General features: G+C 68.0%; 18 protein-coding genes. 11 read left to right on the forward strand and 7 right to left on the reverse strand.

What is annotated here, in order from left to right:
* Window positions 1–912, reverse strand: a 912-nt coding sequence (locus HUU96_RS01735; RefSeq protein WP_174291142.1) for a hypothetical protein, incomplete at its 3' end; no start/stop codon positions are given.
* A gap of 96 nt (window positions 913–1008) precedes the next feature.
* On the opposite strand from HUU96_RS01735, the gene HUU96_RS01740 reads away from it, so the two are divergent.
* On the forward strand, window positions 1009–3336 hold the full coding sequence (locus HUU96_RS01740; protein WP_174291143.1) for a putative bifunctional diguanylate cyclase/phosphodiesterase: 2328 nt from the start codon (window positions 1009–1011) through the stop codon (window positions 3334–3336).
* A 17-nt stretch (window positions 3337–3353) separates the two neighbouring features.
* On the opposite strand, the gene HUU96_RS01745 is transcribed toward HUU96_RS01740, so the two are convergent.
* Window positions 3354–4448 (reverse strand): glycerophosphodiester phosphodiesterase, encoded by a 1095-nt coding sequence (locus HUU96_RS01745; RefSeq protein WP_174291144.1) that lies wholly within the window; start codon window positions 4446–4448, stop codon window positions 3354–3356.
* A 2-nt stretch (window positions 4449–4450) separates the two neighbouring features.
* Window positions 4451–6892: a TonB-dependent receptor gene (locus tag HUU96_RS01750; protein ID WP_254604879.1), complete on the reverse strand. Its 2442-nt coding sequence runs from the start codon at window positions 6890–6892 to the stop codon at window positions 4451–4453.
* Window positions 6893–7136: 244 nt separating this feature from the next.
* Here HUU96_RS01750 and HUU96_RS01755 point away from each other — a divergent pair, with 244 nt between their 5' ends.
* From HUU96_RS01755 to HUU96_RS01780, 6 genes are all read left to right on the forward strand, one after another.
* The gene (locus HUU96_RS01755; RefSeq protein WP_174291145.1) at window positions 7137–8486 is read left to right on the forward strand and encodes an FAD/NAD(P)-binding protein; all 1350 of its coding nucleotides are present in this window, start codon (window positions 7137–7139) and stop codon (window positions 8484–8486) included.
* A gap of 85 nt (window positions 8487–8571) precedes the next feature.
* Window positions 8572–9777: a Yip1 family protein gene (locus HUU96_RS01760; protein WP_174291146.1), complete on the forward strand. Its 1206-nt coding sequence runs from the start codon at window positions 8572–8574 to the stop codon at window positions 9775–9777.
* 99 nt (window positions 9778–9876) lie between these two features.
* On the forward strand, window positions 9877–10467 hold the full coding sequence (locus tag HUU96_RS01765; protein WP_174291147.1) for a VOC family protein: 591 nt from the start codon (window positions 9877–9879) through the stop codon (window positions 10465–10467).
* On the forward strand, window positions 10464–11303 hold the full coding sequence (locus HUU96_RS01770; protein ID WP_174291148.1) for a fumarylacetoacetate hydrolase family protein: 840 nt from the start codon (window positions 10464–10466) through the stop codon (window positions 11301–11303). The genes HUU96_RS01765 and HUU96_RS01770 overlap by 4 nt, the downstream gene beginning before the upstream one ends.
* A gap of 15 nt (window positions 11304–11318) precedes the next feature.
* The gene (locus HUU96_RS01775; RefSeq protein WP_174291149.1) at window positions 11319–12302 is read left to right on the forward strand and encodes an ABC transporter substrate-binding protein; all 984 of its coding nucleotides are present in this window, start codon (window positions 11319–11321) and stop codon (window positions 12300–12302) included.
* Between the two features lie 26 nt (window positions 12303–12328).
* Window positions 12329–13141 (forward strand): hypothetical protein, encoded by an 813-nt coding sequence (locus HUU96_RS01780; protein WP_174291150.1) that lies wholly within the window; start codon window positions 12329–12331, stop codon window positions 13139–13141.
* A 110-nt stretch (window positions 13142–13251) separates the two neighbouring features.
* Here HUU96_RS01780 and HUU96_RS01785 read toward each other — a convergent pair whose 3' ends face one another.
* Genes HUU96_RS01785 through HUU96_RS01795 form a run of 3 tightly spaced genes read right to left on the reverse strand, consistent with a single transcriptional unit; the run spans window position 13252 to window position 15770 of the window.
* Window positions 13252–13986, reverse strand: coding sequence for an SDR family oxidoreductase (locus HUU96_RS01785; protein ID WP_174291151.1), 735 nt, complete (start codon window positions 13984–13986; stop codon window positions 13252–13254).
* 33 nt (window positions 13987–14019) lie between these two features.
* Window positions 14020–14778 (reverse strand): SDR family NAD(P)-dependent oxidoreductase, encoded by a 759-nt coding sequence (locus HUU96_RS01790; protein WP_174291152.1) that lies wholly within the window; start codon window positions 14776–14778, stop codon window positions 14020–14022.
* A 41-nt stretch (window positions 14779–14819) separates the two neighbouring features.
* A complete protein-coding gene (locus HUU96_RS01795) occupies window positions 14820–15770 on the reverse strand; it encodes a LysR family transcriptional regulator (RefSeq protein ID WP_174291153.1) in 951 nt (316 codons plus the stop codon).
* 77 nt (window positions 15771–15847) lie between these two features.
* Between HUU96_RS01795 and HUU96_RS01800 the strand changes: the two genes are divergently transcribed.
* The 3 genes from HUU96_RS01800 (at window position 15848) to purU (ending at window position 19164) form a co-directional block, all read left to right on the forward strand.
* Window positions 15848–17269 carry an aminomethyl transferase family protein gene (locus HUU96_RS01800; protein WP_174291154.1) on the forward strand — a complete coding sequence of 474 codons (1422 nt, stop codon included), beginning with the start codon at window positions 15848–15850 and terminating at the stop codon, window positions 17267–17269.
* 159 nt (window positions 17270–17428) lie between these two features.
* Complete coding sequence (locus HUU96_RS01805; protein ID WP_254604882.1) at window positions 17429–18292, forward strand: methylenetetrahydrofolate reductase; 864 nt, start codon at window positions 17429–17431, stop codon at window positions 18290–18292.
* A 14-nt stretch (window positions 18293–18306) separates the two neighbouring features.
* Window positions 18307–19164, forward strand: a complete 858-nt coding sequence (gene purU, locus HUU96_RS01810) for a formyltetrahydrofolate deformylase (protein ID WP_174291156.1) — start codon at window positions 18307–18309, stop codon at window positions 19162–19164.
* A gap of 16 nt (window positions 19165–19180) precedes the next feature.
* On the opposite strand, the gene HUU96_RS01815 is transcribed toward purU, so the two are convergent.
* Complete coding sequence (locus tag HUU96_RS01815; RefSeq protein WP_174291157.1) at window positions 19181–20098, reverse strand: LysR substrate-binding domain-containing protein; 918 nt, start codon at window positions 20096–20098, stop codon at window positions 19181–19183.
* Between the two features lie 55 nt (window positions 20099–20153).
* Between HUU96_RS01815 and HUU96_RS01820 the strand changes: the two genes are divergently transcribed.
* The coding region (locus HUU96_RS01820; protein WP_174291158.1) for an aldehyde dehydrogenase family protein at window positions 20154–20955 on the forward strand (802 nt) is incomplete at its 3' end.

Genomic DNA, 20955 nt, shown 5'->3' on the forward strand with positions numbered 1-20955 from the left:
GCCCGCCGCCAGCGCGGCCACCTCGCCGATCGTGGCCGTGAGCGCCGCCGTCCCCGCCGCGCCGGTGGCTGCAGCGGTGGCCGTAGCGGCACCCGTCGTGGCAAGCACGCCGGTGGCGACCACGGCGCCAGTAGTTGCCGCAACGCCGGTTGCGACTGCTCCAGTTGCGACTGCCGCTGTCGTGACCGCTCCGGTTGTGGCTGTCCCGGCCGTGACCGCTCCGGTGGTGGCTGTCCCGGTCGTGGCACCGCCGGTCGTCGCGACACCGGTTGCAACCACTCCGACGGTAACCGCGCCGATTGCAGCCACGCCCGCCGTAACCGCTCCCGCTGTGACCGCTCCGGTCGTGACCGCTCCGGTCGTGACACCCCCGGTGGTGGCTACTCCAGTGACCGCCCCCGTGGCGACTACGCCGGTCATAGCTACGCCGGTCGTGACCACTCCGGCAGTAACGACACCGATAGTCACCACGCCTGCTGTGACCACTCCTGTCGTGACGGCACCGGTCGCGACTAGCCCGATAGCGACACCGGTCGTGACTGCGCCTGTCGTCGCTGCGCCGGTCGTGACGGCTCCGGTCGTGACGCTCCCAGTCGTTTCCTCTCCGGCGGCGACGGCTCCAGTAGTCACCGCTCCAACCGTGGCGACCCCGGCCGTGACCACTCCAGCGGTGACGACCCCGGCCGTGACTGTCCCGGTCGTCGCCACGCCGATTGCGACTGCTCCGGTCGTGGCCACACCAGTGGTGACTACGCCAGTCGTGACCACTCCCGTGGTAACCACTCCGGTGGTGACGACCCCGGTAGTCACCACTCCCGTCATCACGACACCCGTCGTGACAACCCCAAGCACGAAGCTGACGATATCGCACTCGGACGACGATGACGCGGGCAGTGGCAAGAACGGCAACAACGGCAATAACGGGAACAACGGAAACCATTACGGCCACAGTCGCTAACCCGGACCCTGGTTGACGGTGTCTTAGCTGTTCGCTGGCAAGGTCGCCACATGACCCATCGTTCGCCAGGCCGCGGCTCGTTGCCGCGATCCGCGCTGCCGACCCTGATCGTCGCGATCGTTGCGCTCGCCGCCGCCTTGGCCGTTCAAGCCAGTGGCGTCGGGTTCGCGATCGACCGGACGCTGGCGGCATTGCGCTTCGAGATGCTGTCGCATCCCGCCAGCGGCCGGCTGGTCATCGTCGAGATGGACGCCGCCTCGACCGGATCGATCGCCAGCTGGCCGTGGCCGCGATCGAACTATGCGGCGGTGGTCGACCAGCTGCACCGCGCCGGAGCCGCCTCCATTGTGTTCGACGTCGATTTCTCGTCGGCGGGCGACCAGGCCGGCGACCAGGCGATGGCGGCGGCGATAGCGCGCGCGGACGGGCTTGTGGCACTGCCGACCTTCGGCCAGCAGGCCCGCGCCGCCGATCGCCGCAACCTCGACGCCCTGCCCTTGCCGCTGTTCCGCTCTCATGCCGCGCTGGCCTCGGTCAGCATCGCGCCGGACGATGACGGCCTGGTTCGACACGCACCGCTCGGCACGGTCACGGCTGACACCCCCCGCCCTTCGCTCTCCGCCTATCTGGCGCATCGGTCCGGCCGCGCGGACGAGCAGTTCCCGATCGATTTCGCGACCGTGCCCGACGGCATCCCGCGGCTGAGCTTCGTCGCGGTCCGCGACGGCCGCTTCGACGCGGCGCTGGTCCGCGGGCGCGGGGTGGTGATCGGTGCCACAGCGATCGAGATGGGCGACCGCTATGCGACGCCGCGCTGGAGCAACCTGCCGGGCGTGGTCATCCAGGCGCTCGCGGCGGAGACGCTGATGAGCGGCACGCCATATGAGGCAAGCGCCGACTGGGCGATCGCCCTGGCCCTGCTGCTGTCGCTGCCGATCCTGCTGGTGCGCCGGCCGTTGCCGATGGCCATCTGCGCCACGATCGCGCTGGCGGGACTGGTGATGGCGGTGCTCGCCGCCCAGTCGGCAGGCATCGTCGTGCCGCTGGCAGGCAGCCTTGTCCTCCTGGCCGTAACCGACATCGGCTGGATCGTGCGCGACGTGCTCGCGCATCGCCGCCGCCAACGACTGTTCGACGAGGAAAGCGGCCTGCCCAACCGCCGCGCGCTCCTTGCCGATGGCGGGGCGCGGGCGGGGTCCGAGGCGCTGCTGGCGCTGGTGGTCGGCAATTACGACAGCTTGGCGGCGGTGCTGCCCGATGGCGGCGACGGGCAGGTGATGATGCGCCTGGCGGAGCGGCTGCAACTGCACATGGCCGGCAGCACGATCTACCGCATCGGCGATCGCGCGCTGGCACTCGCGGTTCCGGCCGACGATGCCACAGCGTCGATCCAGCCGCTGATCCCGATGCTGCGCAAGCCGATCGAGGTGGCGGGCCGGCGGGTCGATGCTACCATCAGCTTCGGCATCGGCCCGGCCAGCCGCAATGTCGAGCGGCAGCTGAACGCCGCTCTGCTAGCGGCGGAGCAGGCGGCGCAGAGCGGAGCCGGCTGGAAGATCGCCGATGCCGACCTGGGCGGAATCGAGCAGGACGTCTCGCTGATGGGAGAGATGGAGACGGCGCTGGCCGAGCGGCGGCTGAGCGTCGCCTATCAGCCCAAGCTGGCGATCCGCGACGGCCGCATCGCCGGCGCGGAGGCGCTGGTCCGCTGGCGGACGCCGGCGGGCGATTTTATTCCACCGTCGCTGTTCATCCCGATGGCCGAGAAGACCGATCGAGTCGGACCGCTGACCATGTTCGTGCTCGAAACGGTGCTGGCCGACCTGGCCGCCTGGCAGGCAGCCGGGCGCTCGCTCGTCGTCGCCGTCAACATCTCGGCGCGGCTATTGGGCGATGCCGGCTTCGTCGGCGAGGTGGAACGGCTGCTCGCCGCGGTGAAGATCGATGTCGGCGGCCTGATCTTCGAGGTCACCGAGTCGGCGACGCTGGCCGACCCCGCCGCTGCGGTGCGCTCGCTGGTCCGGTTCGATCAACTGGGCATAGCCTTGTCGATGGATGACTATGGCACCGGCCAGTCGACCCTCACCTATGCGCGCGAGCTGCCGCTGTCGGAGCTCAAGATCGACCGTAGCTTCGTGCAGCACGCCGCCCGCGATCGGCGCGACGCGGCGATGGTCCGCTCCACCGTGGACCTAGCTCATGAGCTGGGGCTGAAGGTCGTGGCGGAAGGCGTCGAGGATGAGGAATGCCTCGCCCTGCTGCGCTCGATCGGCTGCGACATCGCGCAAGGGTATCTGATCGGCCGGCCGCAACCTGCCGCCGAGTTCCTGGCGATCTGCGACGATGACGTGCGGCGATCAACTGGAGCGGCGGCCTAGCACGCCTGCCGCAACGATCACTTGCCGTCGATGGCAGCGCGCCCGAGCGCCGGATCGTCGGTGAAGAACCCATCGATCCCGGCGGCAAGATAGGCGCGCATCTCCGCTACCGAGCCGGTCGGATTGCGCGCCGCTGGCCCGGCCGCATCCTGGAAGTTGGCGGCGAGGAAGTAGTTCTCCGGCCGGAAGGTCCAAGGCATCACCAGCAAGCCCGCCCGGTGCGCATCGGCCGTCACCGGCGCGGGCGCGAGCAGCCGCTTGTCGGGGCCGAGCGGCACGATCGTGCGCGTGTCGGGCGCCAGGATGTCGGCGTAGCGCGCGACCTCGGTCAGCCCGGCGGGCGTCATCATCGCATGGTAGGTCAGGCTGCCGCCCGCGGCGACCACATCGGCGGGGCGCTGGCTGTCATCGCCACCGACCACCAGTTGCATCAGCTGCGCCCTGGGATTGGCGACCTTGCCGCGCAGCGCGCGCAGGTTGGCGACCTCGAACGACTGGACCACCAGCGGGCAGCGCCGGGTATAGTCGTGCTGGGCGATGCTGGCGAGGAAACGCTCCTCCAGCGGCAGGCCGATCGAGGCGAAATAGGTGGAGTGCTTCAGCTCCGGCACCAACCCGATCGGGCGACCCCGCGCCAGCGACTCCGCCGCGGCATAGTCGACCATCTCGTACCAGGTGACGAGGTCGAAACGCCCGTTCATCGCCGCATTGGCGGGTCGCAGCTGCGGCAGCCGCTCGACCGCCCGCAGCGTCTTCAATTCGGCAAGGGTGAAGTCCTCGGTGAACCAGCCGACCTGCTTCTGCCCGTCGATCGTCTTCTCGGTCCGGCGGCTGGCGAACTCCGGATGGCGGGCGATGTCGGTGGTCTCGGCGATGTTGTTCTCGTGCCGGACGATCAGCACGCCGTCCTTGGTCGGCACCAGGTCGGGCTCGATGAAGTCCGCCCCATCCGCCACCGCCTTGGCATAGGAGGCGAGAGTGTGCTCGGGCCGCAGCGCCGATGCGCCGCGATGCCCGAACACCTGCGGTTTGGCCCGCACCGGTGCCGCGCCCACACCGCCGGCCGCTATCGTCGCTGCCCCGCCCACCAGCACCTCCCGCCGTCCGATCATCGTCAGAAACCCACGCTGACCGTGCCGAAATACTGCCGCGGCGCGACCGGGAAGAAATTATAGGTCCCCGTCGCGGCGCCGATGCTGAGCGTCGAGGCCGCCTGCTTGCCGGTGATGTTGGTGACGTTGAGGCTGACCGTCACCTTCTTGGCATAGATGCCGCTGGGCAGCGGCACGTCGACCGCGACCCGGCCCGACAGGGTGAAATAGCCCTTCACCGACAGGTCGTTGGTATAGGTCGCATAGCGCCGCCCGATATAGTCGCCGACCAGCTGCAGGTCGAGCGGGCCGGCGTCCAGCGTCGCCACCGTCTTGTTGAGCAGGCTGGGCGAGCCGGGCACCTTCTTGCCCGCGGTCGCGACCGTGGCGGTGCCGTTCAGGTAATTGTTGTCGAACGTAGAGCGATTGTACGACGCCGCATCATAGAGGGAAAAATGCGGCCCGAAGCGCAGCGTACCGGCGATGTCGACGCCATTGGTAGTGACGCTGCCGACGTTCTGCAGGATGGTCGCACCGCTGACGATCGCGGTGATCGTCGTCGTCGGGCTGATGCCGAGCAGGCGGTTGCTGAAGTCGACATGGTAATAGCTGACCTGCCCGTCGAACCCGGTGATCGGGCCCAGGTCGAGCGAGCGGTGGGTGCGCGCGCCGACCTCATAGGTGACGCTCGTCTCGGGCTTGGTGCTGGCCTTGAACGCATCGAACAGCGTCTGGCTGCCGAGCGCGAACGGCGACAGGCCGGCGGCGGCGCTGGTTTGGAATTGACGAACGTTCTTCTGGACGTTGAAGAACAACTGCTCGGTGCCGGTCACGTCCCACACCGCGCCGACCTGCGGCAGGAACCCCTTGGAGGTATTGAGCTGACCGACCGGCAGCTCGCGCGAGCCGGTGAACGAGCCTGGGATCGGCTGCACCGGCACGTCCTGATGCGCGCGCTGAAAGGTGCTCTTGAAGCCGGCCTGCAGCGTCAGCGTCGGGAAGATCTTCCACGCATCCTGGATATGCGTCTGGATCTCGTCGACGCGGATCTGGCTGCCATATTGGGTGATCAGCGGCGCTTCGTAATTCTCGGGCCGGGTATAGGGCGGCGACGGGTTGTTGACGTCGACCGCATACCAGCGCCGATAAGCCGAGGACCGCTGACGCTCGTACCAGCCGCCGATCTCGACCTGATGGTTGCCGAGGTCGAGGCGCAACGTCGACAGCAGCCCCTCGCGGTTGATGCGATATTCGGTGGTGCGCGAAGCGAGGCCCGAGCCGCCGAAGATCGTCGACAGCCGCGCCAGGCTGGCGGCGGAGGTGGCGGTGGGCGACGGACACGCGCTGCCCGCGACCAGCGGGTAATAGCAGGAGAACAGCCCCGGTAGCCCGGCGACGGTGATCGGCCCCGCCACCACGCCGACGCCGTCGTCATGATGGTAATAGGCCTGGTTGGTCCAGCTGATCCTGTCGGTGACCTTCCAGTCGTACTTCAGATAGCCGAGATAGTCGGTGCGCTGCGCGTCGCTGTAGTAGTTGCTGTAGTTCGACCCCGACGCCGCATAGGTGGCCGCGCCGTTGTAAGCCCGCTGATTGCCATAATATTGCAGCGCCGTGGCGAAGTTGGGGTAAAGGAACGGCCGCGCATAGGGCTGGTAGACCTGCGCCGCCGACACCACCGTCGCGTCCTCGTTGGGCTCGGTCTTGTCGGAATAGGCGACGTAGGCGGTCAGCTTGCCGCTGGCGGTCTCGCGGACCAGCTTGGCATCGGCCTGATAGCCGCCCTGCTTGCCGTTGAAGTCCCAGGCGCGCGCCGACTGGCGCAGGCCGGAGACGTAGAAGCGCGTGCCGCCGCCGATGTCGCCGCTGTCGATGCGGACATAGCTGCGCAGCGCGTTGTAGCTGCCGACCACCTGTTCGGCGGTGACGCCGAACACCGGCCTTGGATCGCTGGAGAAGGTGTCGATGGTGCCGCCCAGGTTGCTGGTCGACGGCGTGCCGAGGTCGCCCGCGCCCGATGCCAGCGTCACCCGGCCGACATCCTCCGACACGATCGCCCGCTGCGGGCTGAGGCCATTGTAGTTGCCGTACTGCTGGTCGCCGAGCGGCAAGCCGTCGAGCGTGTAGCCGAGCTGCTGCGCGTTGAAGCCGTGGATGAACAGCGAGATGTTCTGCTCGTTATTGCCCCAGGGATCGGCGGTCAGGTAGGTGACGCCGGGCAGCGTCTGCAGTGCTTTCAGCGGGCCGATGCCGGGCAGGATTTTCTGGATCTCGATGCCGGACACCTGCGACACCGACCGGGTGGTGGTGCCGGTGACGACGATGTCGCCCTGCGGATCGTCGGCGGGCATCGGCGCGGTCGCATTCTGGCTGTCGCCCGTCGCCGATATCTGGCCGGTCGCCGGACCGGCGGTCTGCGCCACCGCCGGCATCGTCACCAGCGCCGCCAGCCCGACACTGGCCATCCAGAGGGTCGTTGTCCCGAAACGCATGGTCATTCCCCCTGATCTTGCTGCTCGCCAGCATCGACTCAGAGCCGATAGGGTCGCTTGAAGACGGATCGGCGACAGGGGCGAGGCAGTTCGATGACAGGCACCGCCGGGTCGCATCGCCATGTTGTGTCATGCCGGCTGCGGCCGGTATAATGATCGGCAGCAAGGGAAGCGGAATGGCGACGGCAAGGCACGGCTGCGTAGATATGGGCCGGGCATGATCCGCCACGTCGCGATCGTCGGCGCGGGGTTCGCCGGCACGCTGCAGGCGATCAACCTGCTGCGCCACGACGGCCCCCGCGCGGTGCTGATCGAGCGGACGGCCAGGCCGGGACGAGGCGTGGCCTATGGCGCAGCGCATCCCAGCCACCTGCTCAACGTGCGCGCCGGCAATATGAGCGCCTTCCCGGACGATCCCGGCCATTTCGTCCGCTGGCTGGAAGCGCGCGGCGTCGCCGAGCCGGCCGGCAGCTTCGTGCGCCGGACCGTCTATGGCGAGTATCTGGAGCAGCTGCTGACGGCGGCACGGCGCGACGGCGCGGACCGGCTGGAGGTCGTCAGCGGCGATGTCGTCGACGTGATCGTGACCGACACGGTGGAGCTGCGATTGGCCGATGGCGGCTCGATCACCGCCGATGCGGCGGTGATCGCAGTCGGCAACCTGCCGCCGCACGATCCGCCCGGCCTCGATGCCGGGGCGCTGTCGTCGGCGCGTTACAAGGCCGATCCGTGGGGATCGACCACGGCCGAGGGCCTGAGCGACGACGATGTTGTGATGGTCGTCGGCACCGGCCTGACCATGGTCGATGTCGCGCTGATGCTCGATGCTCGCGGCTTTCGCGGCCGCATCGTCGCACTGTCGCGCCGGGGCTTGCTGCCACGCCAGCACGAGCCACCGGTCGCCTGGAGCAAGCTCGACGAGCGGCCGCCGACCGTCGCCTCCGCGCTGGTGCGCGATCTCAGGACGCGGGCGGCGGCGATCGGCTGGCGCAACGCGGTCGACGAGCTTCGCCCCTTCTCCCAGGCGATGTGGGCCAATGCGAGCGATGCCGAGCGCGGCCGGTTCCTGCGCCACCTGCGCCCATGGTGGGACGTCCACCGCCACCGGCTCGCGCCCGATGTGGCCACGCGCCTGGCAGCGATGCGCGACAGCGGCCGGCTGGAGGTGGTCGCCGGCAAGACGCTGGCGTTCGTCGAGCGGGACGACGGGATCGCGGTGACATGGCGACCGCGCGGGGAGAGCGCGCCGCGCACCACGCTCGTGCAGCGGATCGTCAACGGCACCGGGCCGCAGGGCAATCTGTCCCGCACCGACGAACCGTTGCTGCGGGCTCTTGTCGGGCGGGGATGCATCCGGCCCGACGCCGCGCACCTCGGCATCGATGTCGACCCCCGTGCCGCGACGGTCGCTGCCGACGGAACCGCCAGCGAGCGGCTGTTCGCGATCGGGCCGATAACGCGCGGTGCCTTCTGGGAGATCGTGGCCGTGCCGGATATCCGCGGCCAATGCTGGGATCTGGCACGCCGCCTGTCCAACGCCCACTGGGTTGGCGGCGAAGGCCTTTGAGGCTGCGGCACGCGCTCTGACGCTAGTCTAACGGCGATAAATCAGGCATTCGGGCAAAGGCACTGACGTCAAAAGGGGGACGACAATGGCAAGTCAATATCCGGAAGATCCGCTTGCGCCGGCAGCAACGCCGCGCCGCAACACCATGGTCGAGCGCGCCAAGCGGTTGATCCTGACACCGAAACTCGAATGGACCGCGATCGACGCCGAGCCGATGACTGTGCGGCAGATTTTCAACGGCTGGGTGATGCCCCTCGCCGCGATCGGGCCGGTCGCCAGCCTGATCGGCGGCCAGGTCTTCGGCTATGGCGCGTTCGGGATCATCTATCGCCCGTCGATCACCGGAGCGCTGACCACCGCAATCCTTTCCTATGCGATGGCGCTGATCGGCACCTGGGTGCTGGCGCTGATCATCGACGCGCTCGCACCGACGTTCGGCGGCACCAAGAACCCGGTCGCGGCGATGAAGGTCGCGGCCTTCTCCGCAACGGCGGGCTGGCTGGCCGGCATCTTCGGGATCGTCCCCGCGCTGGCGGTTCTGTCGATCCTGGGGCTCTACAGCCTGTACCTGCTCTATCTCGGGCTGCCGCTGCTCATGAAGGCGCTGCCCGACAAGGCGATCGGCTATATCGTCGCGACGATCGTGGCCGCGGCCGTCGTGTTCATCGTGATCGGCGCGGTCACCACGACGATTGGGTCGCGGATGATGGCCCCCGCCCTGGTCGGTAGCACCAGCGGCACGATCGGCGTTCCCGGCGTCGGGTCGGTCGACCTGGGCAAGCTGGATGCCGCATCGAAGCAGATGAGCGCGGCGGCCGACCAGATGCAGAGCCAGGCCAAGGACGGCAAGCCCGCGACACCGCCCGCGACGTTGCAGGCGATGTTGCCGGCCACGATCGGCGGCTGGTCGCGAACCGAGGTCGAGAGCGCCAGCGGCGGCGCAGGCGGGATCGGCGGCAGCAACGCGACCGGGACCTATACCATGGGCTCCGACCGCATCACGGTGTCAGTCAGCGACATCGGCGCGATGGGCGCGATCGCGGCGCTTGGGTCCGCCTTCAACGTCCAGTCGAACAGGCAGACGGCGACGGGTTACGAGAAGACCGGGACCGTCAACGGCCGGATCACCACCGAGAAGTGGGACAGCGCCGATCATTCGGGCAGCTACTCCGTCGTGGTCGGCAGCCGCTTCACCGTGGCGGTCGAGGGCACTGCCCGCGATGCGGCGCAGTTCAAGGCCGCCATCGATGCGGTCGATCTCAGCAAGCTGCAGGCGATGGCGGCGAGCTAAGTCGCTGATGTGACGGTGGCGCGTCTTGCCGGCGCGCCACCTGCACCCTTGCGGGGCAAGCAGAGTTGCGTATCAGGCTGGTGGCTGAGAGGATAAGCCATGCCAGCCAGCGACCCGGCCGCGACGCAGCCCTGTTCGAGCCTGAAGATCAGCGAGACGATCCTGAAGACGGGACGGCTCGACGCGATGATCGCCTGGTACACGACGGTACTGGGCGTCCCGCCGTTCTTCGAGCACAGCCCCGACGCCGGCACCAAGCCGCTCGACCTCGGCGGGCAGACGCGCGCCAGCGATCTCAGGATGTGCTTCTTCCGGCTGTCGCTCGACTTCCCCTATGTGCAGACGATCGGCATCTTCCAGGAGCCTGGCATCACGCTGGAACCGGCGAAAAGCGCGCCAGGGCTGCACCATATGCAGCTGACCACCGCCAGTCTCGACGACCTGTGCGCCACCTATGACCGGCTGCTCGGCGAAGGGATGCGGCCGCATCGCAGCGCCGACCATGGCCCGATGACGAGCTTCTATTACCGCGATCCCGACGGCAACAATGTCGAGATCACCGCGCAGAACTTCCCGACGCTGGAGTCGATGGTCGCGTTCATGGCGTCGGACGCGTTCAAGGCCAACCCGTCGGGTCGCGAGATCGATCCGGAGGCATTTGTAGCGCAGCGGCGGGGAGTGACGGCATGAGGCTGGTCAAGATCGAGCGGGACGGCCGGAACGCCGAGGGGCTGCTCGACGGCGACACCGTCCACCTCGTCGGCGGCTGGCGCGACGGTCCGGCCGAGGACGCGCCCTTCTCCCTGTCGAAGCGGTCGCCGGCCGACCTCGCTGCGCTGCCCGCCGGCGGCGAGGCAGTGCCGCTGGCGTCGGTGACGCTGGCAGTGCCGATCGACCCGCCGGCCAAGATCATCTGCGTCGGCATGAACTATCGCGACCATCTCAGCGAGATCAAGGTCGAGGAGTCGAGCAGCCCGACCATCTTCCTGCGCACGCCCGACTCGCTGGTCGGCCACGACGCGCCGATCGTCCGGCCGCGCGCGTCGGTCACCTTCGACTTCGAGGGCGAGATCGCGGTCGTGATCGGCCGCGCCGGCCGCCACATCGCGGTGGAGGACGCGATGGACCATGTCGGCGGCTATAGCTGCTTCATGGACGGCAGCGTCCGTGAGTATCAGAAGCACTCGGTCACCGCCGGCAAGAACTTCTGGCACAGCGGCGCGATGGGGCCGTGGATCGTGCCGGCGAGCGAGTGGGACGTCGCCGACGCCAGCCTTGCGACCCGGCTCAACGGCGAGACGGTTCAGTCCGCGCGCGCCAGCCAGATGATCTTCGGCATCCGCGAGTGCATCAGCTATTGCTCGCGCTGGCTGGCGCTCAGGCCCGGCGACGTGATCGCCACCGGCACGCCGGGCGGCGTCGGCTCGCGCCGCACCCCGCCGCTGTGGATGAAGGCGGGCGACCGGCTGGAGGTCGAGGTCGAAGGCGTCGGCGTGTTGAGCAATCCGGTCGTCGACGAGGGCTGAGCGGACGCGCTGGCGATGAGCGACCTCGACCTGACCATCGCCTGCCAGGCCTATGACCGCGTCCAGGCCCTGCAGAGCGGCGAGGTGACGGTCGAGGGCTGCCGCGCCCGCGTGCTGACGCTGCGCGCGGAGGAAATTTTCGCGCGCGCCTATGCCGACGCGCCGTTCGACGTCACCGAGCTGTCGATGAGCAGCCACCTGCTGATGGTCGCGCGCGGCATCGCCAGCGCCTATGTCGCGATCCCGGTCTTTCCCTCGCGCATGTTCCGCCACTCGGCGATCTACATCCGCACCGACCGCGGCATCGAGCGGCCGGACGACCTGATCGGCCGGACCGTCGGCGTGCCGGAATATCAGATGACCGCGGCCTTGTGGGCGCGCGGGATGCTGTCGGACGAATACGGCGTCGCCGCCGCGTCGATCCGCTGGCGCACCGGCGGCCTTGACGAGTCGGGCCGCCAGGAGAAGTTCGGGCTGACCTTCGGCGACACGGTTGAGGTCGCGCCGATCGCTGCCGACCAGACCCTGTCGGCGATGCTGGCGGCGGGCGAGCTCGACGCGCTGGTCACCGCCCGCGCGCCCTCCTGCTACCGCCCCGGCAGCTCCGCAGTGGCGCGCCTGTTCGAGGACTACCGCGCTGCCGAGGAGGCCTATTTCCGCAGGACCCGGCTCTTCCCGATCATGCACGTGATCGGCGTTCGCCGGATGCTGGTCGACCGTCATCCCTGGCTGCCAGCCGCGCTGGTGAAGGCGTTCGACGAGGCGAAGCGGCGGTGCCTGCAGGCGATGCACGATGTCGGCGCGGTCTCGGCGATGCTGCCGTGGCTGGGCGACGACCTCGCCCGCACCGTCGCGGTGATGGGCAAGGACTATTGGCCTTATGGCGTTCCCGCTAACCGTGAGGCGCTGGAGGCGATGGTGCGCTATTCGCACGAGCAGGGCCTGTCGCCGCGCCGGCTCGCGCTCGAAGAGCTGTTCGCGCCGGGCACGCTGGGCTAGGCAGCGAAACCAAAGGAGACGGAAGCATGATCGACGTGAAGAGGTTCGGCCTGCTCGCCGTCGCCCTGGCGAGCGGCACCATGGCCTCCGCTGCCGGCCAGCAATGGCCGCCCGCCGGCGTATCCTACTATGGCGACACGGCCGCGCCGGACATCTCCGGCCTGTGGATGGGAACCGCGCTTGGGCTGCCGGGCCAGGGCGTCGCGTCCAATTCGGGCAAGTCCGCCGATGGCCGCCCGCCCAGCTATTGGTCGCCCTGGCCGCTGCCCTACACACCGCTCTATCAGAAGATCTACGACGAGCGGATCGCGGCGGCGAAGAAGGGCGTCCAGCTCGGCGACATCAGCTCCAAATGCCTGCCGTTCGGGATGCCGACCATGGTCGCGTCGATGAACTATCCGCATGAGATCGTGCAGACGCCCGGCCAGGTCACCCTGTTCGAGTTCGGCACCTTCCCCATCACGATCTGGACTGACGGCCGCCCGCATCCGGCCGGTTTGAAGCCCAGCTATAACGGCCATTCGATCGGTCATTGGGAGGGCGACACGCTGGTCGTCGACACGGTGGCGATCATGCCGACCACCTCGCTCGACTCGCATCGCGATCCGCATAGCGGCAAGCTGCATGTGAAGTGGACGATCCGCCGGGTCGCGCCGGACGTGCTCCACACCCAGATCACTTTGTATGACGACGAGGCGTTCACCGAGCCGGTGACGATGACCAACATCGCCCAGCGCAAGACCGACGCGAAATGGGCGTTGCTGGACGACCAGTCCTGCTTCGAGAACAATCAGGACGTCGCGCCACCCGACAAGGCGAGCGGGTTCATCAAGTTCTAGGCTGCCTCTTCACCCCGGCTTGATCCGGGGTCCCGCTATCCTTGCGTCCGTGAGAAGAAGCGGGACTCCGGATCAGGTCCGGGGTGACGGTAGAAGGATTTGTACCCGGCTCACCAAGGGTCGATCTTGCCGAGGCCGACGAACGCGCCGCTGAACGCAGCCTCTTCGGCGAGCGCCAGTTGTACGGCGGGGGTCGCGCCTTCCTCGACGGTCTGGTGGCCGCGATGGCCGTTGAGGTCGGTCGCAGTCGCGCCGGGGTTGGTCGAATTGACCGCGATCCCCGCCTCCTTGAGTTCGGCTGCGAGCTGCACCGTCAGCATGTTGAGCGCGGCCTTGGACGCGGAATAGCCGAGCGACTTGATGAAGGCGAACTTCCAGTCGGGATCGCCTTGCCGCGTCAGCGAGCCGAGGTCGCTCGACTGGTTGATGATCCGCGCCGATGGCGACTGACGCAATAGCGGAAGCATCGCTTGGGTCACGGCCAGCGTGCCGAAGAAGTTGGTGTCGAAGATGCGGCGCACCGCGTCCATCTCCACCTTGCCGGGCGTGCCGTCGCGGGGATCGTTGATGCCGGCATTGTTGACCAGCACATCGAGCCGGCCGTCCTCTGCCTCGATGGCAGCAGCGGCAGCGCTGATCGTGGCGGGATCGATGAGGTCGATATGAACTGCCCGCACGTCCGCCCCGCCCTGCCTGAGCGAGGCGGCAGCCGTTTCGCCGGCATCCAGATCGCGAGCGCCCAGCCAGACGCGCCATCCCGCCTCGCCCAGCCGCCGCGCGATCTCCAGGCCGATGCCCTTGTTACCCCCGGTGACCAGAGCGATCCTGTTTACGGCATCAGTCATGACGATCGGCTCCTATGCTGCATCGCAGCACGCCTAGTGCATGATCGACCCGCCATCCACAACGACCGTCTGCCCGGTCATGAAATCGCTCTCCGCCGACAGCAGAAAGGTAACGATGCCGGTCAGGTCGTCGGGCTTCTGGTCGCGCGGGATGCAGCGCGACTTGACCGTCGCCGCCGCGAGGTCGCCCGAATAGTCGGGATTGTCGCCAATCGCCTCGCTCATCGTCAGCCCTGGCGCGACGCAGTTGACGCAGATGCCGGCGCTGCCGACCTCGCGCGCAACCGACCGGGTGATGCCTAGCAGCGCTCCCTTCGATGCCACGTACGGCACCAGGAACGGCGTGCCCTTGAACAGCGTGCCCGAGGCGATGTTGACGATCTTGCCATAGCCCTGGCGCTTCATCGTGGGCAGCACCGCCTTGATCATCTCGAACGTGCCGCGCACGTTGACGCGCAGCACCTGATCGAACTCGTCGGACGACACCTCTTCGACCGGCTTGGCGCGCAGCGTCGCGAACAGCGCCGCGTTGTTGACGAGGCCGTCGACGCTGCCGAACTTCGCCAGCACTGCCTCGACGAACCCCGCCACCGCTGCCGCGTCGGTGATGTCGCAGACCGCGCCATGCGCCTCGCCGCCAGTCGCCTCGACCGCGGTCACGGTGGCGGAGGGATCGAGGATGTCGCAAACCGCGACCTTCGCGCCCTCCTTGGCGAGCGCGGTCGCATAGGCTGCGCCGATGCCGCGCGCCGCGCCCGTCACGATTACCGTACGTCCCGTCAGTCTCGCCATGTCCTATCCTCTCAGCGCCAGTGTTCGTGATGGCCAAACCGCTATTTCGCGGCCGGAGGTCCGGCCATGCTGCGCGATGACTGCACGATGAGGTCGTGCAGATAGGCAGCCGCCGGCGTCAGGGGAAGCTCGGTGCGCGTGACCATGTAAATCGGCAGCGGATCGAGCTTCTCGCTCAAGGGCAGGACGGCGAGGCCAAACGGCTCGATCCGCACGGCCCAGCCTGCCGGCAGGACTAGCAAGGCATCGGACGCGGCGACGGCCGTCACCGCACCCAGCGCCGTTTCGGCTTCAACGACGACGGCCAGACGAGACGGCCCGCCTGGTTCGTGCAGCGGGTCGGCCTCCTCCCGCGACATCGCAATCCATTGCGCGTCGGCGATCTGCGCCAGCGACGTGGCACCGGCAAGCGGGTGCCCTGCCCTGCCGACCACGATGCGGCGTTCATCGTAGAGCCTGTCGAGCATCAGGCCTTCGACGGCGCGGTCCGCTGTCACCGGACCGACATGGAAATCGAGGATGCCGTCGCGCACCCTGCTTCCCAGCTTGGCGAAGTCTCCCTCGACGATACGGACGCGAGTATCCGTAAAGCGCGTCCGGAACGCCTTCAGGGCAACCGGCAGGATCGACGCGAGCGGCCCCGCCGACATGCCAATTGCAACCAGACCGGTTGTTGATCCGCCGGTGCCGCCAATCTCGTCACACGCCCGGTCGAGTTCGCGTTGCGCTGCCGACACCCGCTGCAGGAACATCTCGCCAAGCGGCGTCAGGGCCATCGACCTCTTGCCACGCTTGAACAATGCCGTGCCGAGTTCGCGCTCGAGCTGCCGGATGCTGTGGGTCACCACATGCTGCGAGACGCCAAGCTCGGCCGCGCCCGACAACAGGCTGCCGCGCTCGGCGACGGCGATGAAGTGGCGGACCTGGGACAGCTTCACTCGATCGTTCTGGCAACATGCGAGCAAAAAAGCCATCACCTCCGGACGGGCCAAGTTGGCCTATCTATATCGTGATAGCGCCGGCTGCAGCGGCGGTTACCATGCAAGATAAGCGCAAGAGGTAGAGAGCGATGAGTGACGATCGGCAATATAGCTCGGTAGAGGAACTGGTGACGTCGGTCCCCGATCTGGTCGAGTATTTCGCCAACAACCCCTCGTCGCCGCACGCCCGCAACCGGCCCAGCGCCTCGCCGGTGCCGGCGGAGTTCACCAACTGGCGCGACGAGCAGCATGCCTGGCGCGACAAGGCGGTGCTGTTCGACCAGGCGCACCACATGCCGGAGCTGTTCCTCAAGGGGCCGGACGCGCTGAAGCTGCTGACCTATCTGGGCATCAACAGCTTCGCCAATTACCAGCCCGGCCGCGCCAAACAGTATATCGGCTGCAACCACAACGGCCAGGTGATCGGCGAAAGCGTCCTCCACTATCTGGGCGACGACAGCTTCGAGCTGATCAGCGGGATGCAGCTGCAGGACTGGGTGGCGTTCAACGCCGAGACCGGCGGCTACGACGTGACCGTGCGGCGCGACCTGCAGACCGCGCAGAACCCGGGCGGCCCGGACGGTCGCACCAACTTCCGCTTCGGCATGGACGGCCCCAATGCCGAGCACGTCTTCAAGGCGGTGGTCGAGGGCGAGGCACCCGAAATTCCGTTCTTCCGCACCGCGCGCGTCAGGATTGCCGGCGTCGACGTCATGGCGCTGCGCCACGGCATGGCCGGCCACAAGGGCGTCGAGCTGTCGGGGGCCTATGCCGACGGGCCGAAGGTGCGTGAAGCGTTGATGAAGGCGGGCGAGCAGTACGGCCTGACCCCCGCCGGCCGGCTCGCCTATTTCAGCTCGCCTTCGGAAGGCGGCTGGTGGGCCTATCCGCTGCCCGCGGGCTATACCGACCCCAAGCTCAAGGCGTTCCGCGAGTGGCTGCCCGGCAATTCGTGGGCGGCGAAGGCGCAGCTCAGCGGCAGCCTGCGCCTGCCCAACATCGAGGATTATTACGTCACGCCATGGGATATCGGCGTCAACCGGCCGATGCGCTTCGACCATGACTTTGTCGGCCGCGAGGCATTGGAGAAGATGGTCGACCAGCCGCACCGCACCAAGGTGACGCTTGTGTGGAACCGGGAGGACGTCGCCGCGATCAACGCGTCGCAGGGCAGCGCTGACCCGTACAAGAAGATCGAGTATCCGGTCGCATCCTACGGCTTCCCACAGGCAGACGCGGTGCGTGACGCCGACGGCGCGCTGGTCGGCATGGCCGGGTTCTGCGGCTACACCGCCAACGAGGACAACATGGTGTCGCTCGCCATCGTCGACGCCGAGCATGCGGCGGTCGGCACCGAGGTCACCCTGGTCTGGGGCGAGCCCGATGGCGGCTCGCGCAAGCCGCAGGTCGAGCGGCATCGCCAGTTCGAGATCCGCGCGACGGTGGCCCCCGCTCCCTATGCCGAGGCGGTGCGCCGGATGAAGACCGAGGGTATCGGCAAGGCGGTTTGATCCGGCGTGACTTACCAGCATTGCTGCTGGTATTGACGACACATCGGCTGATCGCCACGGATTGCTGGCGATGTTGGCTCGATCCGCGGCGGTCGAGCCGTCAGCGAGGCTCAGCGACAAGGACGCGATATGGGCGATGTTGGATATGATAGGGGTCAGGTGATCGAGGCGGCCGCGGGCCGGCTGATCGACGGATACTCGATCGAGATCACCGGCAAGGACATCGCGGCGCTGCGCGAGGCCGCGCCCGGGATCGCGCCCGGCACCGCCGTGTCGGTCACCTTCCTCGCCACCGACACGCTCGACCAGCGCATGGCCGCCGCCGCCCTGGTCCGCGAACTCGGCTTCGAACCGATGCCGCATCTCTCCGCCCGCCGGATCGCGTCGTCGGCCGAGCTGGAGGCGATGGTGTCGCGCGCGGCGAGCGAGGCCGGTGCGCAGCGGATGTTCCTGGTCGCCGGCGATCCGCCGGTGCCGGCCGGCCCGTTCGGGGACACGATGGCGCTGCTGAAGAGCGGGCTGTTCGAGCGTAACGGCATCCGGACGATCGGCATCGCCGGTCATCCGGAAGGTCACGCGGTGATGGATCGAACAGCGGTCTGGCAGGCGCTGAAGGACAAGGATGCCGAGATCGCGGCGCGCGGCATGGCGACGCTGATCGTCACCCAGTTCGGGTTCGACGCCGCGCCCTTCCTCACCTGGCTGGACGAATTGCGCGGGCACGGCATCGACGCGCCGGTGCGGATCGGCGTGCCGGGGCCGGCGGGGATTAAGACATTGCTGCGCTTCGCTGCGCATTGCGGGGTCGGCGCGTCGGCCAGCGTGATGGCGAAATACGGCCTGTCGATCGGCAAGCTGTTCGGCTCCGCCGGTCCCGATCGATTGATCGAGGCGCTGAGCGACGGGTTGCGGCCTGCGCATGGCGATGTGCGGCTGCACTTCTATCCGTTCGGCGGCGTCGGCAAGACGATGACGTGGATCAACGACTATCTGGCGGCGACCGACGCGGCGCGCCGGCGATGACGAAGGATGTTTGAATGAAGGAAGTCTGCACCCTCAGCCTGTCGTGCGAGGATCGTCCCGGCCTGGTCGCCGACGTCGCCGGCTTCATCGCCGCGCAGGGCGGCAACATCGTCGACGCGCAGCAGTTCAACGACACCAGCAACAACCGCTTCTTCATGCGCGTGCTGTTCGAGCTGGCCGCCAGCCCGCCGCCGGTCGAGGCGTTCCGGACCCGTTTCGCGCCGCTGGCGGCGGAGCGCGGCATGGACTGGCGACTGCGCGCGCCCGGTCATCGCCAGCGCGTGCTGATGATGGTGTCGAAATTTGACCACTGCCTCGGCAACCTGCTCTACCGGATGCGGATCGGCGAGTTGCCGATGGACGTGGTCGGCATCGTCTCCAACCATCCGCGCGCGGCGCTACAATCGATGGTCGGCGACATCCCGTTCCATTACCTGCCCGTCACCCCCGCCACCAAGCCCGAGCAGGAAGCGGCGGTGAAGCGCATCGTCGAGGAGACCGGCACCGACCTGGTGGTGCTGGCGCGCTACATGCAGATCCTGTCGGACGACATGTCGGCCTATCTGTCGGGCCGCTGCATCAACATCCATCACAGCTTCCTGCCCGGGTTCAAGGGTGCCAAGCCCTATCACCAGGCGCACGCGCGCGGGGTGAAGATGATCGGCGCGACCGCCCACTACGTCACCGGCGATCTCGACGAGGGCCCGATCATCGCGCAGGATGTCGAGCCGATCAGCCATTCGGACACGCCCGACGATCTGGTCCGCAAGGGCCGCGACATCGAGCGTCGCGTGCTCGCCGCCGGCGTCGCCTACCACCTTGAGGACCGGGTGCTGATCAACGGGTCGAAGACCGTAGTCTTCCAGAACTAGACGCGATGGGCATGGGTCAGCCTTGTGGCGACAAGGCCTTCGCCTCGTTCATCGCCGCGCGGTGAAACAGATCGCTGAGATGCTGCGCCGCCGGCGTCAGCGGCAATGTCGCCCGGCTGACGATGCAGATCTCGGGCGCGGCGAGCTTCTCGGCGAGGTGGATCGGTGCCAGCAGCCCGGTCACGCGCGCGAAGCCAAGCCATTGCTGCGGCAGGATGGTGATGAGGTCGGACGATGCGGCGACGGTGATCGTCGACAGCGCCGTCTGCGTGCGTACCGCGACAACGGGCGCAGGCAGGCCGCGCTCCTCGAACAACGGACGCAGGTCGATGTCGCCGCCGGCGATGGCGGAGGTCATTACCCATTCCGCCGTTGTCAGGTCTTCCAGCGACCGTGCCGCGGCGAGCGGATGCCCCTTGCGCCCGATCACGACGCGGAAATTGTCGAACAACGCCTCGACCTTGATCGCGCTGCCGAGCGCCCGCGTCGCCATCGGGCCGACATAGAAGTCGATCGAGCCGTCGCGGATACCCGCATCGAGCGCCGGGAACAGGCTTTCGATGATGTGCAGCTTGACCCGCGGGAACCGCTTCCGGAACGGCACGATCGCGCGCGGAAGCAGCGCGACATGCGCGGCGCTGGACAGGCCGATCGACACCTCGCCGGTGTCGATGCCGACATGCTGCAGCACTTCCTCGCGCGCCCGTTCCAGTTCGCGCTGCACCGCGCGGCCGCGCATCGCGAAGGTCCGACCGGGTTCGGTCAGCGCCATGCCGCCGATCGAGCGGTCGAACAGCTTAACGCCAAGCTCGTCCTCCAGCTCGCGGATGCTGCGGCTCAGCGCCGGCTGCGACAGGCCGAGCCGCCGTGCCGCACGGCGCAGCCCGCCGGTGTCGGCGATCGAGGCGAGATCGCGCAGCTGGGTCAATTTCATCGCCACCTCCCGCTGTCCGGCGCGTTGTCTTTCCTCATGCAAGAGGTTCATCACCATGGCAAATGACCAAGAACACCCGACCGTCGCCGTCGATACCGGCGACGACTTCCTGTTCGACCCCGATCGCGTCGAGCTGACGCCGGGCAGCCTGATCGACGGCGGGATCGTCACGGGCGAGGGCGACGGCTTTGCGATCATCCGCCCGTCCGACGGCAAGACGCTGCATGACGAGCGTGGTGCCAGCCGCGATCAGGTCGACCGTGCCGTGCGGGCGGCGCGCAAGGCGCACGCGTCCGGGACTTGGGCCGACGCCCCGCCTCGCCAGCGCGCGCAGGTGTTCCGCCGCTGGGCCGATCTGGTCGAGGCCAATGCGGGCGAGCTGGTCCAGCTGGAGTCGCTGGTGTCGACCCGCCTCGCGACCGAAGTCGCGACCCGGGACATCATGGTGACGGTCGCGATCATTCGTTATTATGGCGAGCTGATCGACAAGATCGAAGGCGAGATATATTCCTCGGCGGCGGACGTGTGGAGCCTCGGGGTACGCGAGCCATACGGCGTCGTCGCCTGCATCTCGCCATGGAACGTGCCGATGCTGCTCGCGACCACCAAGATCGCGCCGGCGCTGGCGGCGGGCAACGCCGTCCTGCTCAAGCCGTCCGAGTTCACCGCCTATTCGATGAAGCGCGTCGCCCAGCTCGCGATCGAGGCCGGCCTGCCCGCCGGCCAGCTCGCTGTCCTGGTCGGCACCGGCGGCGAGACGGGTCACGCGCTCGTTACCCATCCCCAGGTCGATTATGTCGCCTTTACCGGCTCGACCGCGACGGGCCGGCAGGTGATGGCCGACGCCGCGCTGTCCG

The sequence above is a fragment of the Sphingomonas bacterium genome (assembly GCF_903644135.1).
GTDB lineage: Bacteria > Pseudomonadota > Alphaproteobacteria > Sphingomonadales > Sphingomonadaceae > Sphingomonas.

What these genes read in the sequence shown, in the direction of transcription:
- HUU96_RS01740 (WP_174291143.1), top strand. Translation starts at nt 1,009, where the DNA reads ATGACCCATCGTTCGCCAGGCCGCGGCTCGTTGCCGCGATCCGCGCTG.
- HUU96_RS01745 (WP_174291144.1), bottom strand. Translation starts at nt 4,448, where the DNA reads ATGATCGGACGGCGGGAGGTGCTGGTGGGCGGGGCAGCGACGATAGCG.
- HUU96_RS01750 (WP_254604879.1), bottom strand. Translation starts at nt 6,892, where the DNA reads ATGGCCAGTGTCGGGCTGGCGGCGCTGGTGACGATGCCGGCGGTGGCG.
- HUU96_RS01755 (WP_174291145.1), top strand. Translation starts at nt 7,137, where the DNA reads ATGATCCGCCACGTCGCGATCGTCGGCGCGGGGTTCGCCGGCACGCTG.
- HUU96_RS01760 (WP_174291146.1), top strand. Translation starts at nt 8,572, where the DNA reads ATGGCAAGTCAATATCCGGAAGATCCGCTTGCGCCGGCAGCAACGCCG.
- HUU96_RS01765 (WP_174291147.1), top strand. Translation starts at nt 9,877, where the DNA reads ATGCCAGCCAGCGACCCGGCCGCGACGCAGCCCTGTTCGAGCCTGAAG.
- HUU96_RS01770 (WP_174291148.1), top strand. Translation starts at nt 10,464, where the DNA reads ATGAGGCTGGTCAAGATCGAGCGGGACGGCCGGAACGCCGAGGGGCTG.
- HUU96_RS01775 (WP_174291149.1), top strand. Translation starts at nt 11,319, where the DNA reads ATGAGCGACCTCGACCTGACCATCGCCTGCCAGGCCTATGACCGCGTC.
- HUU96_RS01780 (WP_174291150.1), top strand. Translation starts at nt 12,329, where the DNA reads ATGATCGACGTGAAGAGGTTCGGCCTGCTCGCCGTCGCCCTGGCGAGC.
- HUU96_RS01785 (WP_174291151.1), bottom strand. Translation starts at nt 13,986, where the DNA reads ATGACTGATGCCGTAAACAGGATCGCTCTGGTCACCGGGGGTAACAAG.
- HUU96_RS01790 (WP_174291152.1), bottom strand. Translation starts at nt 14,778, where the DNA reads ATGGCGAGACTGACGGGACGTACGGTAATCGTGACGGGCGCGGCGCGC.
- HUU96_RS01800 (WP_174291154.1), top strand. Translation starts at nt 15,848, where the DNA reads ATGAGTGACGATCGGCAATATAGCTCGGTAGAGGAACTGGTGACGTCG.
- purU (WP_174291156.1), top strand. Translation starts at nt 18,307, where the DNA reads ATGAAGGAAGTCTGCACCCTCAGCCTGTCGTGCGAGGATCGTCCCGGC.
- HUU96_RS01815 (WP_174291157.1), bottom strand. Translation starts at nt 20,098, where the DNA reads ATGAAATTGACCCAGCTGCGCGATCTCGCCTCGATCGCCGACACCGGC.